18 protein-coding genes, 1 tRNA gene and 1 riboswitch are annotated in these 18,650 nt (G+C 41.6%); of the genes, 16 read left to right on the plus strand and 3 right to left on the minus strand.

All coding sequences use genetic code 11. The annotated features are described in order from the left end of the window. The first annotated feature begins 30 nt into the window (after window positions 1–30). The 8 genes from ACXAD1_RS04520 (at window position 31) to ACXAD1_RS04555 (ending at window position 8,072) form a co-directional block, all read left to right on the plus strand. Window positions 31–1,317 carry an ABC transporter substrate-binding protein gene (locus ACXAD1_RS04520; RefSeq protein WP_206834742.1) on the plus strand — a complete coding sequence of 429 codons (1,287 nt, stop codon included), beginning with the start codon at window positions 31–33 and terminating at the stop codon, window positions 1,315–1,317. Window positions 1,318–1,463: 146 nt separating this feature from the next. Continuing rightward, a complete protein-coding gene (locus ACXAD1_RS04525; protein WP_474909570.1) occupies window positions 1,464–3,254 on the plus strand; it encodes a sensor histidine kinase in 1,791 nt (596 codons plus the stop codon). A gap of 1 nt (window position 3,255) precedes the next feature. Beyond that, complete coding sequence (locus tag ACXAD1_RS04530) at window positions 3,256–3,984, plus strand: response regulator transcription factor (RefSeq protein WP_474909571.1); 729 nt, start codon at window positions 3,256–3,258, stop codon at window positions 3,982–3,984. 16 nt (window positions 3,985–4,000) lie between these two features. Next, the gene (locus ACXAD1_RS04535; RefSeq protein WP_474909572.1) at window positions 4,001–4,741 is read left to right on the plus strand and encodes a ThuA domain-containing protein; all 741 of its coding nucleotides are present in this window, start codon (window positions 4,001–4,003) and stop codon (window positions 4,739–4,741) included. Between the two features lies 1 nt (window position 4,742). Next, the gene (locus ACXAD1_RS04540; protein WP_474909573.1) at window positions 4,743–5,771 is read left to right on the plus strand and encodes a Gfo/Idh/MocA family protein; all 1,029 of its coding nucleotides are present in this window, start codon (window positions 4,743–4,745) and stop codon (window positions 5,769–5,771) included. Window positions 5,772–5,780: 9 nt separating this feature from the next. Further along, the gene (locus ACXAD1_RS04545; RefSeq protein ID WP_206834753.1) at window positions 5,781–6,818 is read left to right on the plus strand and encodes a Gfo/Idh/MocA family protein; all 1,038 of its coding nucleotides are present in this window, start codon (window positions 5,781–5,783) and stop codon (window positions 6,816–6,818) included. Window positions 6,819–6,836: 18 nt separating this feature from the next. After that, window positions 6,837–7,805, plus strand: a complete 969-nt coding sequence (locus ACXAD1_RS04550; protein WP_474909574.1) for a sugar phosphate isomerase/epimerase family protein — start codon at window positions 6,837–6,839, stop codon at window positions 7,803–7,805. A 193-nt stretch (window positions 7,806–7,998) separates the two neighbouring features. After that, window positions 7,999–8,072 (plus strand) — tRNA-Gly (locus tag ACXAD1_RS04555). Window positions 8,073–8,196: 124 nt separating this feature from the next. Here the strand turns inward: ACXAD1_RS04555 and ACXAD1_RS04560 are convergent. Next, complete coding sequence (locus ACXAD1_RS04560) at window positions 8,197–8,865, minus strand: B3/B4 domain-containing protein (RefSeq protein WP_474909575.1); 669 nt, start codon at window positions 8,863–8,865, stop codon at window positions 8,197–8,199. A 143-nt stretch (window positions 8,866–9,008) separates the two neighbouring features. On the opposite strand from ACXAD1_RS04560, the gene queG reads away from it, so the two are divergent. The 5 genes from queG to ACXAD1_RS04585 all read left to right on the plus strand — a co-directional run bounded on the left by queG (window position 9,009) and on the right by ACXAD1_RS04585 (window position 14,855). Then, window positions 9,009–10,142 (plus strand): tRNA epoxyqueuosine(34) reductase QueG, encoded by a 1,134-nt coding sequence (gene queG, locus ACXAD1_RS04565; protein WP_474909576.1) that lies wholly within the window; start codon window positions 9,009–9,011, stop codon window positions 10,140–10,142. A 141-nt stretch (window positions 10,143–10,283) separates the two neighbouring features. Next, complete coding sequence (locus ACXAD1_RS04570; RefSeq protein WP_206834766.1) at window positions 10,284–11,162, plus strand: amidase domain-containing protein; 879 nt, start codon at window positions 10,284–10,286, stop codon at window positions 11,160–11,162. Window positions 11,163–11,224: 62 nt separating this feature from the next. Beyond that, entirely contained in the window at window positions 11,225–11,698 is a 474-nt protein-coding gene (trmL, locus tag ACXAD1_RS04575) for a tRNA (uridine(34)/cytosine(34)/5-carboxymethylaminomethyluridine(34)-2'-O)-methyltransferase TrmL (RefSeq protein WP_474909577.1), read from the plus strand. 97 nt (window positions 11,699–11,795) lie between these two features. Then, window positions 11,796–12,545 carry an oxygen-insensitive NADPH nitroreductase gene (nfsA, locus tag ACXAD1_RS04580; RefSeq protein ID WP_474909578.1) on the plus strand — a complete coding sequence of 250 codons (750 nt, stop codon included), beginning with the start codon at window positions 11,796–11,798 and terminating at the stop codon, window positions 12,543–12,545. Window positions 12,546–12,959: 414 nt separating this feature from the next. Next, a complete protein-coding gene (locus tag ACXAD1_RS04585; RefSeq protein WP_206834774.1) occupies window positions 12,960–14,855 on the plus strand; it encodes a PrkA family serine protein kinase in 1,896 nt (631 codons plus the stop codon). Between the two features lie 125 nt (window positions 14,856–14,980). Here the strand turns inward: ACXAD1_RS04585 and ACXAD1_RS04590 are convergent, their stop codons facing one another. Next, window positions 14,981–15,118, minus strand: a complete 138-nt coding sequence (locus ACXAD1_RS04590) for a hypothetical protein (RefSeq protein WP_206834775.1) — start codon at window positions 15,116–15,118, stop codon at window positions 14,981–14,983. A 116-nt stretch (window positions 15,119–15,234) separates the two neighbouring features. Here ACXAD1_RS04590 and ACXAD1_RS04595 point away from each other — a divergent pair, with 116 nt between their 5' ends. Both ACXAD1_RS04595 and yhbH read left to right on the plus strand, forming a co-directional pair. Next, complete coding sequence (locus ACXAD1_RS04595) at window positions 15,235–15,420, plus strand: hypothetical protein (RefSeq protein WP_113883540.1); 186 nt, start codon at window positions 15,235–15,237, stop codon at window positions 15,418–15,420. Window positions 15,421–15,722: 302 nt separating this feature from the next. Then, window positions 15,723–16,895, plus strand: a complete 1,173-nt coding sequence (yhbH, locus tag ACXAD1_RS04600) for a sporulation protein YhbH (RefSeq protein ID WP_206834777.1) — start codon at window positions 15,723–15,725, stop codon at window positions 16,893–16,895. A 61-nt stretch (window positions 16,896–16,956) separates the two neighbouring features. Here yhbH and ACXAD1_RS04605 read toward each other — a convergent pair whose 3' ends face one another. After that, window positions 16,957–17,568 (minus strand): general stress protein, encoded by a 612-nt coding sequence (locus ACXAD1_RS04605; protein WP_474909579.1) that lies wholly within the window; start codon window positions 17,566–17,568, stop codon window positions 16,957–16,959. A gap of 213 nt (window positions 17,569–17,781) precedes the next feature. On the opposite strand from ACXAD1_RS04605, the gene ACXAD1_RS04610 reads away from it, so the two are divergent. Beyond that, window positions 17,782–18,420, plus strand: a complete 639-nt coding sequence (locus ACXAD1_RS04610) for an NUDIX hydrolase (RefSeq protein WP_206834782.1) — start codon at window positions 17,782–17,784, stop codon at window positions 18,418–18,420. 76 nt (window positions 18,421–18,496) lie between these two features. Then, window positions 18,497–18,598, plus strand: a riboswitch (SAM riboswitch). Window positions 18,599–18,650 lie beyond the last annotated feature (52 nt).

Raw genomic sequence — 18,650 nt, forward strand, 5'->3', positions numbered from 1 at the left:
ATATAAAAAATTATTCAGGGGGGAAACAAAATGAAACGCTTTGCTTTCTTACTGCTGTCATTGGTTCTGATGGCGGGCATTATGGCAGGCTGTTCTTCTTCCAGCTCTTCAGGGGATGAAAAGCCTAAGGATGATTCAAAGAATGAGGATGAAGTGGTAACATTGAATTTGTTCCAGTTTAAAGTGGAGATTGCCGATCAGCTTCAGGAAATGATCGGTGAATTCGAAAAGGAACATCCGAATATTAAAGTAAAGCTTGAATCAGTCGGCGGCGGTGCTGATTATGGTGCCGCATTAAAAGCAAAGTTTGCATCCGGCGAACAGCCTGATATTTTTAACAATGGCGGATTTAAAGAATTGGAGCTTTGGAAAGAGCATCTTGCAGATCTTTCAAATGAGCCTTGGGCGGAGCATGTGCTTCCAATTGGAAAAGTTCCAATGACTGATACAGACGGCAAACTTTATGGAATGCCTGTAAACCTTGAAGGATATGGTTTCATTTATAATAAAGATTTATTTGAAGAAGCAGGCATTACTGAGCCGCCTAATACGATTTCTGAACTGAAGGATGCTGCTGAAAAACTAAAAGATAAAGGAATTACTCCTTTCTCTGCCGGCTACGGAGAGTGGTGGGTCATTGGTCAGCATTTATTAAATATTCCATTTGCACAGCAGGAAGATCCGGTGGCATTTATTGAGGGCCTATACAGCGGATCTGAAAAGATTACTGGCAATGATAAATTTAAAGAGTTCAAAGAAGTGCTTGATACTGAAATAAACTTTGGAAATGAAAATCCATTAACAACAGATTACAATACGCAAGTGACGCTATTTGCTTCCGGCAAAACGGCTATGCTTCAGCAGGGGAACTGGACAGAAAACATGATTCTTGAAATTAACCCTGAAATTAATATGGGATTCCTTCCAATTCCGCTGACTGATGATGAAGCTGAAGCAGACCGTTTACCGGTAGGTGTTCCGAACAACTGGGTTCTTAATAAAAATTCAGAGCATCTTGAAGAAGCAAAATTATTCCTTGACTGGATGGTTTCTTCTGAAACAGGAAAGCGTTATATCACAGAAGAGTTTGCGTTCATTCCTGCCTTCGACAATATCGAGCCAACCGGTTTAGGGCCACTTGGCCAGCATATTCTTGAGTATTCTAAGGAAGACAAAACCGTTCCTTGGACATGGTTCAGATGGCCGGATGGTGCAAATAAAGAGTTTGCTGCAACAATCCAGGAATACGCTGCAGGAAAGATTGACTATGATACGCTCGTTGAACGCTTCCAGGCATCCTGGGATAATTTGAAATAAATTTGGTTAAACAGGAAGCATGTCTGCGGAAGATATGCTTTCTGTTTTATATTTTTAAATATGCTAAACCCCATAGCAAAAAGGCATCCCCAAAAAGGGAAGTTCGCTTTATACTATTGTAAAAGACAAAGCAGCGGGGGATGTACATGTTCAAAAAGAGCATTAGGAATAAACTGATTGTTCTATTGATGGTAGCCACGATCGTTCCATTTGGGGCGTCAATAATCATCACTTATTATCATACAGCGGAATCATTGAAAGACCAGGCCATAAAGGAAAATAGCAACCTATTATATCAAGGAAAAGTAAACCTGGAGGGTTACATAAATGAGCTGGACGGATTAACACTATCCCTATACAATAATCCTGGTTTAATAAACTTTTTAAAAGATCCCCAAAAGGAAAATAATTATCAGGCAGTGGAAGCTGTAAGAAATGTAATTTCTACCATACTGTATGCAGAAGAAAATATCAAAAGAGTCAACATTGCTGTTGCCAAGGAAAATCGGCTTATAACAGCATCAAGGCGCTCTACAGTTATTTTTTCAAAGAAGCTGTCAAATGCCAATCAGGAATTTTACGTAAAAGCAAAAGAAAGTCCAAGCAATATGTATCTTGAGCCTATTCATAAGATAAAGGAGCCTGAGGACAAAAAGGCTAAAAATGTAATAACGCTTCACAGATCTTTAATCAATATTCCATCAGACGATGTATTGGCATATATCTCACTGGAATTTTCACCGGATCAAATAACCAATATCAGCCGTAATCTTTATTCGGGCGATAATGAAGAATTCTATATAATATCTCCTGAAGGTGATTTGATCTACCGTTCAACTGATGAAACTGATGAAGATACTAAAACGCCTGATTGGATTAATTGGGTGATCAGTACAGATAAAGAAAATGGCACGGTTGAATGGAAGGAAGGTTCATTCAACGGCGTCATGATATACGATCAATTATCGCAAAATTCTGGCGGATGGTATCTTGTTAAGCGTGTCCCATACACCACTCTATATGAAAGTGCATTCAGCGTGGCGAAAATCAATATCATGTTTGGCGTAATCGGACTCATTCTGGTTATACTCGCCACTTTATTTATCTCTGTCAGAATCACTTCTCCAATCAGAATCCTGCTGAAATATATTGATCAGGTTGAAAAGGGAAACCTAAATGTCCGTTTTCAATCTTTTGGCAATGATGAAATTGGTTATCTCGGTGATCGATTTAAACAAATGATCGATAAAATTAATGATTTGATCAATCGGGAGTATAAGCTCCAGCTTGAGAACAAGACCAATCAGCTAAAGGTTCTGCAGTCCCAGGTCAATCCGCATTTTTTATATAACGCATTGCAGTCTATCGGAACCGCTGCCTTAAAAAATCAAGGGCCGCAGATTTATTCGTCTGTAACCCGCCTCTCTAAAATCATGCGGTACAGCATGAATATGGAGGAGGATATGGTTTCTCTTCAGAAAGAGATTGAACATACGAGGGCCTATCTCCTGCTGCAAAAAGAGCGGTTTGGTGACCAGCTTCAGTTCCGTTTTCAGCTTGATGAAGAGGCATTGGAGTTTCCGGTGCCGAAAATGATTTTACAGCCCATAGTGGAGAATTACTTTAAGCATGGTTTTGATGCGCGTGAAAAAACTGGAGAGGTTAGTATTACCTGCAGACAGGATGAATTTTATCTGGATATTCTGATCGGGGATAATGGCACAGGCGTCTCTGAGAACAGGATGGAGGAAATCCGATTGCATTTGATGAATGACCGGATTGGGCAAAAGGGTGAGTTAACGAATATCGGACTTAAGAATGTTTACACCCGGTTAAAACTCTACTATGGCAATCGGGCATACCTGCAGCTTAAGAATCTTGAGCGAGGCGGGCTGCTTGTTTCTATTAAACTTCCAAAAAGGATGGAAGGTGGATAAGATGAAAGCAATTATTGTGGATGATGAAAAACATGTGAGGGAAGGCTTAATGCTTCTTGCGGATTGGAGTCGCTTTGGAATTGACACAATCATGGAGGCGGCAGATGGAAATGAGGCCATAAAGCTGATTAAAGAGCATCGCCCGGAAATCATATTCACTGATATGAGCATGCCAAAGAGAGATGGCATAAGCCTTTTAAAATGGATTCATTCTTCGGATCTATCCAGCAAGACGATTGTTGTCAGCGGATATGATGATTTTGACTATATGAGGAATGCCATCTGTTATAAAAGCTTTGATTATATCTTGAAGCCTATTGATCCTGAAATATTGAATGAAACCCTGGAGAAAGCCATAAATGAATGGAAACAGCAAAGTCATCCAGGGGAATGCGAGCAGGGGCATGACGGGGAGATGAATGTGATTCAGCAAATAGAACAGTTTTTGCTGGAAAGCTATAGCAAGGATATTAACCTGCAGGAAATTGCAGACAGGTTTTATTTAAGCAGGGAATACATTTCCAGAAAGTTTAAACAGGAATATCAGGCTACCATTACGGATTTTATTACGAATGCCCGGATGAACAAGGCAAAAGAGCTTCTGCAGAACCCTAAACTGAAAATCTATGAAATTGCTTTCCAGGTCGGTTATCAGGATGAAAAGTATTTTAGTAAAGTCTTTAAAAAGACAGAGGGGATTTCCCCAAATGAATATCGAAGTATGAATTAACAGAAGGAGGAAGATAATGATCAACGTGCTTGTCTGGAATGAGAATCGTCATGAACAAAAGGATGAAAAGGTAAGGTCTGTCTATCCGGATGGTATTCACGGTGCCATTGCAGACTTTTTCAATGAAGAAGATTATAACGTAAAGACAGCTACATTGGATGAGCCCCAGCATGGACTTAGTGATGCTGTTTTACAGGAAACAGACGTTTTGGTCTGGTGGGGACATCTCGCGCATGAGGAAGTTGAGGATGCAATCGTTGAAAAAATAAAGCAAAGAGTGCTGGAGGGAATGGGGCTGATTGTCCTGCATTCCGGTCATTTCTCTAAGATTTTTAAAGTATTAATGGGAACATCCTGTGATTTAAAGTGGAGAGAAGCCGATGAAAAGGAACGGATTTGGATTGTAGATCCAGGCCATCCCATTGCAGAAGGACTTGGAGAATATATTGAACTTGAAAAAGAAGAAATGTATGGGGAACATTTTGATATCCCTGCGCCGGATGAGCTTGTAATGGTGAGCTGGTTTGAAGGAGGGGAAGTTTTCCGGAGCGGCTGTACATACAGGCGTGGAAAAGGGAAAATTTTTTATTTTCGCCCAGGACATGAAACGTATCCAACTTATTATCATAAGGATGTTCAGCAGGTTATTAAAAATGCAGTTAAGTGGGCTAAGCCAGCTGATTTTCCCGTACCGGTCTATGGAAATGCAAAGCCATTGGAGAGAATCAGAGTGAATCAAGAAGGAGTGGAAAATTAAGATGAAAAAACTCAAAATTGGGATTATTGGATGCGGAAGTATAGCCAAGCACCGGCATATGCCTGAATATCATGCAAACAGCGGGGCTGTCATTGCAGCGGTATGTGATATTAATGAAGAGCGTGCACATGTGTTTGCCGATCTTTATGGGGTGAAGGTGTACACCGATTATAGAGAATTACTGGCTAATCCGGATATAGATGCTGTGAGTGTCTGCACCCCGAATTATCTGCATGCACCCATTTCTGTTGCCGCATTAAACGCCGGCAAGCATGTTTTATGTGAAAAGCCAATGGCAACTTCTATGGAAGAGGCACAGGACATGATTGAAGCAGCCCGTAAGAATGGAAAGAAATTAATGATTGCTCATAATCAGCGCTTTGTACCATCTCATAAAAAAGCAAAGGAATTGATCGCAGAAGGTGAAGCAGGAAAAATCTATAGTTTCCGGTCGGCTTTTGGCCACGGCGGGCCGGAGGGATGGAGTGCAGATGGCAAAGAAAGCTGGTTCTTCAAAAAAGATCAGGCTTTTATTGGCGCCATGGGCGACCTTGGTGTACATAAGACCGACTTGCTGCGTTATCTGCTGGGAGAAGAGTTCTCTGAGGCAGGAGCATTTGTAGAAACAAGTGCCAAGCTTGGTGCAGATGTCGATGATACAGCGGTATGCGTCTTGAAAACGGAAAGCGGTGTAATCGGTACATTGGCTGCAAGCTGGTCTTATGTCTCTAACGAAGACAATTCCACCATTATATATGGAGAAAAAGCAATTTTGAGATTAGAGGATGATCCGGTGCATTCTCTCGTTGTTCAGTATGCAAACGGTGATACAGTAAAGTACGAACTCGGCGGGATTCAGACAAATGAAGAAGGAGGACAAAAGAATTCAGGCGTCATTGATCATTTTGTTGAAAGTATCTTAAATGAACAGGAGCCTGCGATTCCTGGTACCGAGGGAATGAAGTCGCTCCAAGTGATACTTGCTGCGCTGCAGTCAAGCGAAACAAAGCAGATTGTCAAAATTAATTGAGGTGCATTCATGAAGAAACTTCGGATTGGAATTATCGGTGCTGGCGGAATAGCCCAGTCCAGGCATATCCCAGTTATATTAAAATTATCGGATCGTGCTTCCATTACGGCTATTTGCGATGTGAATAAGGATACTGCACAGCTGGCTGCAAAGAAGTTTGGTATTAGAAGCGTTTTTACAGATTATAAAGAAGTATTCAATGAAGCTGATGCTGTAGTTATTTGTACACCGAACAAGTTTCATGCAGAGCTTACGGTTGCTGCGATGGAGGCTGGGCTGCATGTATTGTGTGAAAAGCCGATGGCCATGACAGCAGATGAATGCAGGAAAATGATAGAGGCCAGAGACAGGTCGGGAAAGGTTTTGGCCATTGCCTACCACTACCGGTTTATGAAAGAGGCTCAGGCTGCCAAAAAACTCATTTCAGAAGATGAAATTGGCCTTCCATTTGCAGCCAGGGCACGAGCGATGAGAAGAAGAAAGGTACCGGGATGGGGTGTTTTCACTAATAAGGAACTTCAGGGCGGAGGAAGTTTGATTGATTATGGGTGCCACTTGCTTGACCTCTCGCTTTGGCTTCTGGGAAACCCCGAGGAAACCGAGGTTTCCGGTACAGCTTATAATACTTTGAGCAGAATGCCTGGGCAGGTCAATCTATGGGGAAGTTTTGACCATCAATCCTTTCATGTCGATGATCATGTGACTGCTTACATAAAATTTGCAAATGGCGCATCCTTGCTTTTTGAAACCTCATGGTCGGCCAATATCGAAGGGGATGATGAAGGCCTCAGCCTTTCGGGGCAGAATGGAGGAATTGATTTATTCCCATTCAGTTTGAACCAATCAAAACATGGAATGCTCCTTAATACACGCCCAGAATGGCTGCCGGGTGAGGATGACTATGCTTTGGCGCAGGCACAGAACTTTATTGACAGCTGTTTGGGGAGAGAAGAGTTCATAGTTAAAGCAGAAGAAGCACTGCAGACAACCAGAATTATTGATGCGATTTATAAAAGCAGTGAAATGGGCAGAAGAGAAATATTTTAGAAGCAAGGAGGAGATTTTATGAAGCTCGGCGTATTTACCGTTTTATTTGCTGAGAAGAATTTTGAAGAAATGCTTGATCATGTGAAAGCTGCTGGGCTTAAGGCTGTTGAAATCGGAACGGGAGCATATCCCGGAAATGCTCACTGCAGCCTGAACGAGCTATTAGAAAGCAAAGAACTCCGGGATGATTATCTGAACAAGATTTTATCAAGAGGGCTTGAAATCAGCGCATTCAGCTGCCATGGCAATCCGATTTCCCCTGATAGAGCATTTGCGGAGGAATCGGACCGTGTTTTATATGACACGATTAAGTTAGCCAGCTTAATGAATGTTCCGGTTGTTAACTGTTTTTCCGGTACTGCAGGTGATGGGGAAGGGGCCAAGCATCCGAATTGGCCGGTCGCTCCATGGCCGAATGAGTATGGAGAAGTGCTGAAATGGCAATGGGAGGAGAAACTCATTCCTTACTGGAAGAAAGCCGGGCAATTTGCAAAAGACCATAATGTGAAAATTGGTCTTGAACTTCATGGCGGGTTCCTTGTGCATACTCCTTATACACTTCTAAAATTAAGGGGAGAAACCTGTGATGCCATTGGAGCCAATCTGGACCCAAGCCATTTATGGTGGCAGGGAATCGACCCTGTGGCGGCAATAAAAATATTGGGAAAAGAAAATGCCATTCATCATTTTCATGCAAAAGATACTTATATTGATCAGGAAAATGTTAATATGTACGGTTTAACAGATATGCAGCCATATGGAAATGTTCAGACCAGAGCGTGGACATTCAGGTCAGTCGGGTGCGGACACGGGCTGCAGGAATGGTCGGATATGATAAGCGCTTTGCGAACATTTGGGTATGATTATGTTGTCAGCATTGAGCATGAAGATCCGCTTATGTCCATAGAAGAAGGATTTACAAGGGCAGTCAGAAACCTTAAATCGATCTTAATCGAAGAGCAGCCTTCAGAAATGTGGTGGGTGTAACAATTTTAGCAGGGGAGGATTTTAAAATCCTTCCCTGTATTTTCGACAAATTTCTCAAATGGGGTTGACCATTCTGACTGAATTTAGTACTATTAAGTAGTTGATTCGACACAATGTTTATTTTTTCTGTTGATAAAAATCGACATAGGGTTTAGTCATAATTTCATTGCTGATTAAATATAAATACACAAATGCGGGTGTAGTTTAGTGGTAAAACCTCAGCCTTCCAAGCTGATGATGAGGGTTCGATTCCCTTCACCCGCTCCATACATAGCCAACGCAGTGTTTCGTTCAAAAAGAACGAGGTATTGCGTTTTTTCATTTTCCTTGGCTATTAAGCAAAAAGAATCGGGTGGCATCCGAGGATACCACTCGATTTTTTGAAACTTGTTTAACATCCAATTACCTTAGAGGCTCCTTCTCCGCCATGTACTTGAGTGTACATGTTCATTAAAGAATCAACCATTTTTTCAGCCTTTTCCATTTCCAGAGAAGGGCGCAAATAAACGATTTGAACGGCATTATTAGTCTGCTCTGTCACCGCTGACCTTTCTGAGTCGACAAACGGACTGCCAAATGGCCCTGCCGCATCTTCACTAATAATTAAATTGGCAAGTGAGTTGGGTCTTCCGTTTAAACCGTTATATTCTTCGCCTTCTTTGCCTAACCTGATAGTCAGATTACCTGAAAGCTTATCGGCGTCATACACGCCAATCGGTATTTGATATTCGAGGGAAAAGAAGTTGTTAATATCTATGGAGCTGTTGACCGGCTGCAGATAATTTTGTTTTTTAATTCTTCTGTACAGTGCTTCTGCAGAGTGACGGTACCGATTTGGATCCTTGCCTGCTGTTTTGAAAATCTGTCTCCATTCCTTGATCCCCTCAAGTTCTGTAACACTCTTGTCCTCTAAGTCAAAATAAATTGATTCCTGAAATAATTGGAGTCTGCCCTTTACCATTTGAGGAGATTGTCCGACTTCTATATTTTTATATGTAATGAATCCAATTTTAAATTGGGGAAATAACCTGCACAACTCGGGAGCAATCGTAATTTCCAAGCTTTCCACCTCCAAAATTACTTTAAAATAGTTTATCATAATAAGCGGTGATTCAATAAATTAAAGACTTTCCGGTATCTATCACCGGCATTGATACAGCTTGTTTTCATATAAATTAAATTTTCACGAAAGGAGGTTATACAATGGATTTTTCCCAATTCAAGCAGGAAGTTATTGAATACAGCAAAACAATTGGCATAGATAAAATCGGTTTTACAGCAGCCAGCACTTTTGATGAGATGAAAAATAGACTGATTCGCCAGCAGGAACTTCAATATCAATCAGGATTTGAAGAGCCTGATATTGAGAAGAGGGTGAATCCGGGCCTGCTAATGGACAAACCCAGATCCATTATCTCAATTGCTGTTGCTTACCCTTCCAAAATGAAGGTCAGAGTTGTCAGCAAAAGAGGTGAGCGAAGAGGAATTTTCTGCCGCGCTTCATGGGGTAAAGATTATCATCATATCCTGAGGGAACGTCTTCAAAAGCTTGAGCGCTTCATCCAATCAAAAATCCCTGAGGCGTTATGCAAATCCATGGTGGATACAGGTGAACTGGTTGACCGGGCTGTAGCGCAGCGTGCCGGAATTGGCTGGAGCGGCAAAAACTGTTCCATTATTACACCCGAATTCGGATCCTATGTTTATCTCGGAGAAATGATAACGAACCTGCCTTTTGAACCGGATAAACCAATGGAAGACAGATGCGGAAGCTGCAAAAAATGTGTTGACGTCTGTCCGACTGGAGCTTTAATCCAGGGAGGTCAGCTTGATGCACAGAAGTGCATCGCGTTTTTGACACAGACAAAAGGCTTTCTTGCAGAGCCGTATAGGGAAAAACTAGGAAATAGACTGTACGGGTGTGATACCTGTCAAACTGTATGCCCTGAAAATAAAGGCAAGGATTTTCATTTGCACGAAGAAATGGAGCCGGATCCCGAAGTGGCAAAGCCGCTTTTAAGGCCGCTCCTATTTATCAGCAACCGGGAATTTAAAGAAAAATATGGCCCGGTTTCAGGCTCCTGGAGAGGGAAAAAGCCGATCCAGCGAAATGCCATTATCGCCTTGGCTCACTACAAAGACGAAACAGCTGTAGAAGATCTGATTAAAGTCATGACAGAAGATCCTCGGCCGGTGATCCGTGGAACGGCTGCATGGGCACTCGGGAAAATTGGCGGTGAGAAATCACTGGCTGCCCTGGAACAGGCGTCGCAGCAGGAAAAAGACGGAGAGGTCGTTTCTGAGATTGAAAAAGGTTTAAGTTTTATAGAACAATGATGAGGGAGGAATCTCCCTCTTTTTTTATGGACAAATAGAGAAACTGGTCAGCCCGGCTGACTTACTAATATATTGCACGAAAAATTAAGCAAAGTCCTCAGCTTCGTCTCATATGTATGGAATAGGAGAGGAGTGAGATGCGTGAGGGACCAGCTTCAGGAGCTGTTAATAAAAAGAGTGCAGCAGTGCGTTTCCCATTCAAGAGGTTCAATTCATACCTGCCCTAAGATTGAAAAGAAGAAAGAATCACTTTCCGGCAGGTCCGGTGAGATTGTTAAAGCCCAGGCAACCGGAAAAGTGATCACGGTCGGCAGGGAGAAGGATGATATGAAGCAGGTTGAATACAGAGTTCACTTTAAATATTTAATTAAGCAAAAAGGCATATTCTTTATGGAAGAAGAAATTGAAGAGCGCACAGCCGACTTTTATAAAGGAGTGTTTGTCGAGGATCGGGAGAAAAACCCTTTTAAGGATATTCAAAAAGCTGAAGCGTCTCCTGACCGTGAATATGGAGAGGAAGAAAGGATAGAGTATGAGTATGACCGCATGAAGGCAGTGCAGTATGCAGAAAAATGGTGGAACAGCTATAATCCGGCTTATAAAAAATTTGAAGTGGATTGCACGAATTATATTTCCCAGTGTCTTCATGTAGGCGGCGGACCGATGAGAGGGTTTCCTAACCGCGGAAAAGGATGGTGGATGAGAAGCGGGAATTGGAGCTACAGCTGGACGGTTGCAAATTCTTTGCGGTGGTATCTGCCGAGTTCGAATTCGGGGTTAAGAGCGGAGGAAGTCTCGAGTCCGGATCAGCTCTTAATTGGAGATGTCATTTGCTATGATTTTCAGGGAGACGGGCGATTTGACCATACAACGATCGTGACGGGGAAAGATGCCTCAGGAATGCCGCTGGTCAATGCCCATACTTATAACAGCCGAATGCGTTATTGGGCTTATGAAGATTCAACAGCCTATACACCGAATATTAAATATAAATTTTTGTCTATAACTGATGATCAGTAATTTGTATGGTGATATCAAAGTGATATAATAACACATGCAGAATTAATTTAGAGGTGAAAAAAGTGGGATTGCATGTAGTATTATATCAGCCGGAAATTCCGGCAAACACCGGTAATATAGCCCGTACTTGTGCGGCTACTGATACGACATTGCATCTGATCCGGCCGCTTGGCTTTTCGACAGAAGATAAAATGCTGAAGCGTGCAGGTCTGGATTATTGGCAATTTGTAAAGATCGTCTATCATGAATCATTGGACGATTTCTTTAATAGCAGCAAAGGCGGTGAATACTTCTACTTAACGAAGTATGGCACCATGCCGCATTCCACTTTCGATTACAGCAATGTAGGAAAGGATTATTATTTTATTTTTGGCAAAGAAACGACGGGTCTTCCGAAGAATATCATTGAAACCAACAAAGAGCGTGCATTAAGGGTACCAATAAACGATAAAGTCCGTTCCCTTAATTTATCAAACGCTGCAGCCATTCTGGTTTATGAAGCACTGCGGCAGCAGGATTACTTGCATTTAAAATAGGAAACAGCTGGCCTGAAATTTTTCGGGCCTTTTCCTTTGGAGAAAACTTTCCTATCTGGGTAAAATGAAAAAGTACATATGGAAAGGATGAGATGTGATGAATGAAGTGACCAATTTGCTGATGGACCATCGCTCCGTGCGCCACTTTGAGGACAAGCCGCTTTCCAGGGAGCAGATAGAAACGATTATACTTTCTGCTCAAGCCGCGTCCACCTCAAGTTTTGTTCAAGCCTATTCAATAATCGGTCTTACCGATAATGTGAAGAAAGCGAAACTTGCTGAATTTGCAGGCAATCAGAATTATGTAGCAGAAAATGGCCATTTTTTTGTTTTTTGTGCTGATTTGCATCGTCATGAAGTCATGGGACAAATGGAAAATATCAATGTAATTCCTTCCATTGAAAGCACAGAGAAATTTATGGTGGCTGTCATTGATGCAGCATTGGCTGCTCAGAATGCTGCCGTTGCTGCTGAATCGCTGGGATTGGGAATCTGCTATATTGGCGGAATAAGAAACAATCTTGAGGGAGTAGCTGAACTTTTAAAGACACCGGATCGCGTGATTCCTTTGTTTGGACTGGCTGTTGGCTATCCTTCCAAAAAGAACGATAAAAAGCCGAGGCTTCCTCTTCAGCACATATACCATGAAAATGAATATAAGCAGGATGAAACTGCCTACCGAGAAGAGCTGGAAGTGTATAATCAAATCATTTCCGAGTACTATGGTGAGCGTACGGGCGGCAAGCGGAAGGACACATGGACTGGCCAAATCGCCGGCATGCTTGAAAAGCAGACACGAATGTATATGAAGGATTTTGTACAGAAGAAAAAGATGGATATAAGGTAGGGGTATATTGGACACCAAGAGTCTGTCCTACAAATAAGAAAAAAGCTGCTGAATTGATCAGCAGCTTATTTTTTGCTCACGCCTGGCTTGTCATCATAACCAGCAGTGAAAATAGCAGCAAGGAAAGCAACCATTACACCGATAATAATAATTGTACCCATGTATATGTAATCCTCCTTTAGCGGTATCTCAATAGGCAAGCATGTAAATATAAGCTTATTATAGCCCAAAAATGAATAACTGTGAATGAAAAGTAAGGAGTTTTTTTTACAGTCAGAGACCGCAGCAAAGTATTTCTAATAAATATCCCCGTAAAAAGTACAAACCAAACTCTCAATAGTTTACGCATGTTCGATTGCCGGGGCGCATAGAGTATATTAATCGTCTCTGATAATGCGACAGGGGGAGGTCCTTATGGATATTCTAAAAAAAATTGAGATGTACAGACACGAAGAGGAAAAGCTTAAATGGGAAGGGACTTTTGGAGAGTATTTAGAAATTATTAAAGAGAAGCCATGGGTTGCCCAGTCAGCACATTCACGGGTATATAGCATGATTAAAGATGCCGGTGTGGAAGAAGTGAAGGGGCAAAAAAGATATCAGTTTTTCAGCAATCAGCTCTTTGGATTAGAAGAAGCTTTGGAAAGGTTAGTGGAAGAGTATTTCCATCCGGCAGCCAAACGCCTTGATGTCCGCAAAAGGATCCTTTTATTAATGGGTCCGGTCAGCGGCGGTAAATCAACATTAGTGACGATGCTAAAAAGAGGTTTGGAACTATATTCTCATTCTGATAGGGGAGCGGTCTATGCTATTAAGGGTTGCCCGATGCATGAAGATCCGCTTCATTTAATCCCGCACCATCTCCGAAAGGATTTCTATGACGAATATGGAATTAGAATTGAAGGAAATTTATCGCCACTGAATAGCATGCGTCTTGAGCAGGAATATGGCGGCCGCATTGAGGATGTTTTGATTGAAAGGATCATTTTCTCGGAAGACCGAAGGGTAGGGATCGGAACTTTCAGCCCTTCAGATCCAAAATCACAGGATATTGCCGATCTGACTGGAAGCATTGACTTTTCAACCATTGCTGAATATGGTTCAGAATCAGATCCTCGTGCCTATCGTTTTGATGGAGAACTAAATAAGGCAAACCGCGGTATGATGGAATTCCAGGAAATGCTGAAGTGCGACGAGAAGTTTTTATGGCATTTATTGTCCCTGACTCAGGAAGGCAACTTTAAAGCTGGACGCTTCGCTCTGATTTCGGCAGATGAGCTAATTGTCGCTCACACGAATGAAACAGAGTATCGTTCATTCATTTCCAATAAAAAGAATGAAGCACTGCATTCCAGGATAATTGTTATGCCAATCCCATATAATTTAAAGGTTTCAGAGGAAGAGAAGATTTACGATAAAATGATTCGTGAAAGCGATGTTTCCAATGTGCACATTGCACCGCATACCTTGAGGGTTGCAGCGATGTTTACGATTTTAACCCGTATGAAAGATCCGAAAAAAGGCGATATAGATTTAGTTAAAAAAATGCGTTTGTATGATGGAGAGAGCGTTGAAGGCTATAACAGGGCTGATGTGGAAGAATTGAAAAAAGAGCATGCAGATGAAGGCATGAGCGGTATTGATCCGCGCTATGTCATCAACAGGATCTCTTCTACAATCATCCGCAAAAATATCACAAGCATCAATGCGCTGGATGTATTGCGGTCGCTTAAAGAAGGATTGGATCAGCATCCATCCATTACTCCAGAGCTGAAGGAAAGATACCTGAACTTTATTTCTCTGGCCCGCAAAGAGTATGATGATATTGCGAAGAAAGAAGTACAAAAGGCATTTGTTTATTCTTATGAAGAATCTGCGAAAACGCTTATGGAAAACTATCTTGATAATGTTGAAGCATACTGCAATAAAGCGAAGCTGCGCGACCCATTAACCGGTGAGGAAATCAGTCCGGATGAAAAGCTGATGCGCTCAATCGAAGAACAGATCGGCATCTCCGAGAATGCGAAGAAAGCATTCAGGGAGGAAATCCTCATCCGCATCTCAGCTTACGCAAGAAAAGGCAAGCGCTTTGACTATAATTCGCATGACCGTCTGCGTGAAGCAATCCAGAAGAAGCTTTTCGCTGACCTGAAAGATGTGGTGAAGATCACCACATCTTCAAAAACGCCGGATGAGCAGCAGCTGAAGAAGGTGAATGAAGTTGTAGCAAGATTAATTGACGAACATGGCTATAACTCAACATCAGCAAACGAACTGCTCCGCTATGTGGGAAGCTTGCTGAATCGTTAAAAAGAAGAGCCTGGCAGAGTTGCTGCCAGGCTTATTTTTGCGGTTGATGGAGAAAAGACTGTGGTGTAATTGATAGATTTAATGAAAAATACCCATATAAAAAAGAGGCTCCGAAAGCCTCTTCATCAATTTTTCTCTATTTTAAGTGCAGCTTTTTTCTTTTTTTTCTGGCATTCCGGACAAATCGGCTTGTTCTCAAGATAAACGGTCCGATCATACAGTGATAATTCACCGCACCAGCTGCAGCAAAGGATTTCGCTCATAAAGATCCCCCCTTTAGTATAATCCTATTTTCGCCTGGCCATCTTTATGCAGCAGAACCTGCCTAAAAGTTTAGATAAGCCCAACACAGGGTATAAATAAAGCAGAGGTGATATTCATGAAAAAGAAAGAATTAGATAAGGATTATACACCGAGAAACAGCTCAATGGCAGAGAATATTGAAGAAATGGAAAATCTGGGAAAGCAAATGGAGAATTTGCGGACCAATAAAGAATTAAAAGAGGATTATGATAAATATCCCGATCCCATTCAGCATAAAAACAAGGACAAGAACCTTCGCTAAACGCGGAGGTTTATTTTGTTTATTTAGGCAAATCCCCATATTAAAAAATGGGCTTGTCCAAAAGATGATGCGAATGTCTTATTGTCAAAATTATTTGTAAATTATTTTGTCTTCTCGCATATGATAGAGTAATAAACATTTCTTTGTATTGGTGCATTAATAACAAATTTGCTGCCGGGAAATGAGTCTATGAAAGTAAGGCAGACTGCTGAATTGGGGATGTTTCATCTTTTTTGACACTCGCGATATTGTATGTTGGAAAGCTGTAATGTGTGAAATTGAATTTAAAAGGAGGGGTTAACATGACGAATGTCAATAACCATCAGTTTGTAATTTCCCAAGAAGATTGGTCCCTCCATCGCAAAGGCTATGATGACCAGCAGCGTCATCAGGATAAAGTCCAGGAAGCAATCCGCAACAATTTGCCTGATTTGATAACGGAAGAAAACATTGTAATGTCGAATGGGCGGGAAGTAGTGAAAATTCCGATTCGCTCATTGGATGAATACAAAATCCGTTATAACTATGATAAAAACAAACATGTCGGCCAAGGCGATGGAGATAGCCAGATTGGAGATGTAGTGGCACGTGATGGATCCGGCAGCCAGAAAGGACCCGGAAAGGGGCAAGGAGCAGGCGACCAGGCAGGCGAGGATTATTTTGAAGCAGAAGTATCACTGATGGAAATTGAAGAAGCTTTATTTAAACAATTGGAATTGCCTAATTTAAAAAGAAAAGAGCAGGATGAAAACCTGGTAGAGGACATCGAATTTAATGATATCAGAAAGACTGGATTAATGGGCAATATTGATAAGAAACGCACCATGATGTCGGCATTTAAGCGTAATGCAATGAGTGGAAAAGCAGCGTTCCACCCTATTTATAAGGAAGATTTGAAGTTTAAGACCTGGAATGAAATTGTAAAGCCTGATTCAAAGGCTGTTGTGCTTGCTATGATGGATACGAGCGGCTCGATGGGGATCTGGGAAAAGTATATGGCCAGAAGCTTTTTCTTCTGGATGACACGCTTCCTGAGAACTAAATATGAGACAGTCGAGATTGAATTTATTGCCCACCATACTGAAGCAAAGGTTGTTTCAGAAGAGGACTTTTTCTCAAAAGGAGAAAGCGGGGGAACCATCTGTTCATCTGCCTATCGTAAAGCGCTTGAACTGATTGAGGTCAAATACGACCCGCGCAAATATAATATTTACCCTTTCCACTTCTCAGACGGTGATAACCTGACCTCTGACAACGCCCGCTGTGTAAAGCTGGTGGAAGACCTGATGAAGGTGTCCAATATGTTCGGATATGGTGAAGTTAACCAGTATAACCGCCATTCGACCCTGATGTCAGCCTATAAAAATATTAAAAATGAGGATTTCCGCTATTATATCCTTAAGCAAAAAGCAGATGTATTCCATGCGATGAAGAGTTTCTTCAAACAGGAGGAAGATAAGAAGAAGTATGCTTAAGAGAGGGGAACCTCTCTTTTTTATTCCAAAAAAAAAGACCCCAAACGGGGGTCTTCTGCTATTAGAGCCTTTCCTTCGTATATCGTTCATCCCTGTTAAATTCAGCACTGGTTTTCACATCGGCAGACTTGGGTGAAATGTGAACAGGATCATTATCCTGATTATTGAGAGCACATGTGTAACCAGTTTTATCTGCCAGTGTCTTGATATCTGATTCATGGACAGCTTCCCGGGCTGAAGCGCTTTCGAGATACCCTTCTGGGTCTTCAGCATTGATCCTTTGATTGTCCTCCTGGGAATTGGGATAGTTCCCATAGTAGTCCGCGATTAAGACATACTTTCCATCAAATACCATGCTTGCGTATTTATCCAAGTCATGTTCATCAAACCGTGTACCATCTTTTTTATTAGGATCCATTCCTGAACTTGTGGCTGGATCTTCTCCCATAAAAAGGGCTTTCACTGAATCAAGAAAGCGCTGATTGCCGAGCTCCTGGGATCCGACTATTCGCAAGTTCACTCCATGATTGTCTGCAAAGCTTTCGAGGTTCGCTCCATCTTTTGAGACAATCACAAGGTTGTCTTTCTGATACCCGTTTGACAAGGCCCCTTCAATAGCAACTTTAAGATCTTCCTGAGTATCATACCCGCCTACTAATATATTTTTCTTCATATTTTCACTCCTAAGGTCATATTATATTTTCTAATTTCCCTGAATTGCAGGAGGAGAAACTTTCTTTTTCTTTTGAAGGGCAGACAGTCAACAAAGGAATAAACTATCCTGAATCATTACATGGTACAAGCCATATGAATTAATAAAACAAAGTAAATACAGTATGATAAAGATAATAGCCAATAAATTGGAATTGCTGCTGGAGGTGGGTAGATGGAGATTGAGAAACTGGCTAAAAGGTTAAGTAACAGGACCCCAGTCATTTTAGGGAGTGAGCGATTTTCGAAATTCGCTATTTTGCTTCCGTTGGTTGAGATAAATAATGAGGTACATGTCCTTTTTGAAGTGCGTTCACTTACAATGAGAAGGCAGCCTGGGGAGGTCTGTTTCCCGGGCGGGAGAATAGATCCGGAAGATAGGGATGAGGAGCATACGGCTATCCGTGAAACCTCAGAGGAACTCGGCGTGAATGAAGACAGCATCACAGATGTGTCCCCGCTGGATTACATGATTTCCTTCGGTCAAATTATTTACCCTTATGCAGGCATTATCCATAATCCGGACCAGATTAAGCCAAACCCTGATGAAGTGGAAGAAGTTTTTACAGTCCCTCTTTCATTTCTAAAAAAAGTAAAGCCGGAAATGTATCACGTGAATTTTAAAGTAGAGCCCGAAGAGAATTTTCCATTTGACTTGATTGCCGGAGGTGAAAATTACAATTGGCAGGCAAGGAAAGTAGAAGAAGTATTTTACTATTTTAAAGATAAGGTTATTTGGGGGCTGACTGCCCGAATTCTTAAGCATTTTCTTGAAATCATTACTGAAGATTTCGAGGAAAGTAAGAGCGTTTGAAGAAAATAATTTTCAAAAAAGGTTGACGCAGTCCTTATAAATGTTTATGATTCATATAAATTGAATACTTTGAAACTTCTTATCAAGAGAGGCGGAGGGACTGACCCTATGAAGCCTCGGCAACCAGCATTTATGCACGGTGCCAAATTCAGAGGAATACATTTTCCGAAGATAAGAAGGCGGAATGAACGGAACGTAAATTCAAACCCCTTCTTGTCTGTATAGACGGA

This window comes from Cytobacillus sp. ABV4_503, assembly GCF_056158445.1.

Coding starts and splice junctions, on each gene's coding strand:
- nfsA (WP_474909578.1), top strand. CDS start 11,796: ATGAATGAAGTGACCAATTTGCTGATGGACCATCGCTCCGTGCGCCAC.
- queG (WP_474909576.1), top strand. CDS start 9,009: ATGGATTTTTCCCAATTCAAGCAGGAAGTTATTGAATACAGCAAAACA.
- ACXAD1_RS04545 (WP_206834753.1), top strand. CDS start 5,781: ATGAAGAAACTTCGGATTGGAATTATCGGTGCTGGCGGAATAGCCCAG.
- ACXAD1_RS04595 (WP_113883540.1), top strand. CDS start 15,235: ATGAAAAAGAAAGAATTAGATAAGGATTATACACCGAGAAACAGCTCA.
- ACXAD1_RS04610 (WP_206834782.1), top strand. CDS start 17,782: ATGGAGATTGAGAAACTGGCTAAAAGGTTAAGTAACAGGACCCCAGTC.
- ACXAD1_RS04525 (WP_474909570.1), top strand. CDS start 1,464: ATGTTCAAAAAGAGCATTAGGAATAAACTGATTGTTCTATTGATGGTA.
- ACXAD1_RS04605 (WP_474909579.1), bottom strand. CDS start 17,568: ATGAAGAAAAATATATTAGTAGGCGGGTATGATACTCAGGAAGATCTT.
- ACXAD1_RS04530 (WP_474909571.1), top strand. CDS start 3,256: ATGAAAGCAATTATTGTGGATGATGAAAAACATGTGAGGGAAGGCTTA.
- ACXAD1_RS04585 (WP_206834774.1), top strand. CDS start 12,960: ATGGATATTCTAAAAAAAATTGAGATGTACAGACACGAAGAGGAAAAG.
- ACXAD1_RS04540 (WP_474909573.1), top strand. CDS start 4,743: ATGAAAAAACTCAAAATTGGGATTATTGGATGCGGAAGTATAGCCAAG.
- ACXAD1_RS04535 (WP_474909572.1), top strand. CDS start 4,001: ATGATCAACGTGCTTGTCTGGAATGAGAATCGTCATGAACAAAAGGAT.
- yhbH (WP_206834777.1), top strand. CDS start 15,723: ATGACGAATGTCAATAACCATCAGTTTGTAATTTCCCAAGAAGATTGG.
- ACXAD1_RS04590 (WP_206834775.1), bottom strand. CDS start 15,118: ATGAGCGAAATCCTTTGCTGCAGCTGGTGCGGTGAATTATCACTGTAT.
- ACXAD1_RS04550 (WP_474909574.1), top strand. CDS start 6,837: ATGAAGCTCGGCGTATTTACCGTTTTATTTGCTGAGAAGAATTTTGAA.
- ACXAD1_RS04520 (WP_206834742.1), top strand. CDS start 31: ATGAAACGCTTTGCTTTCTTACTGCTGTCATTGGTTCTGATGGCGGGC.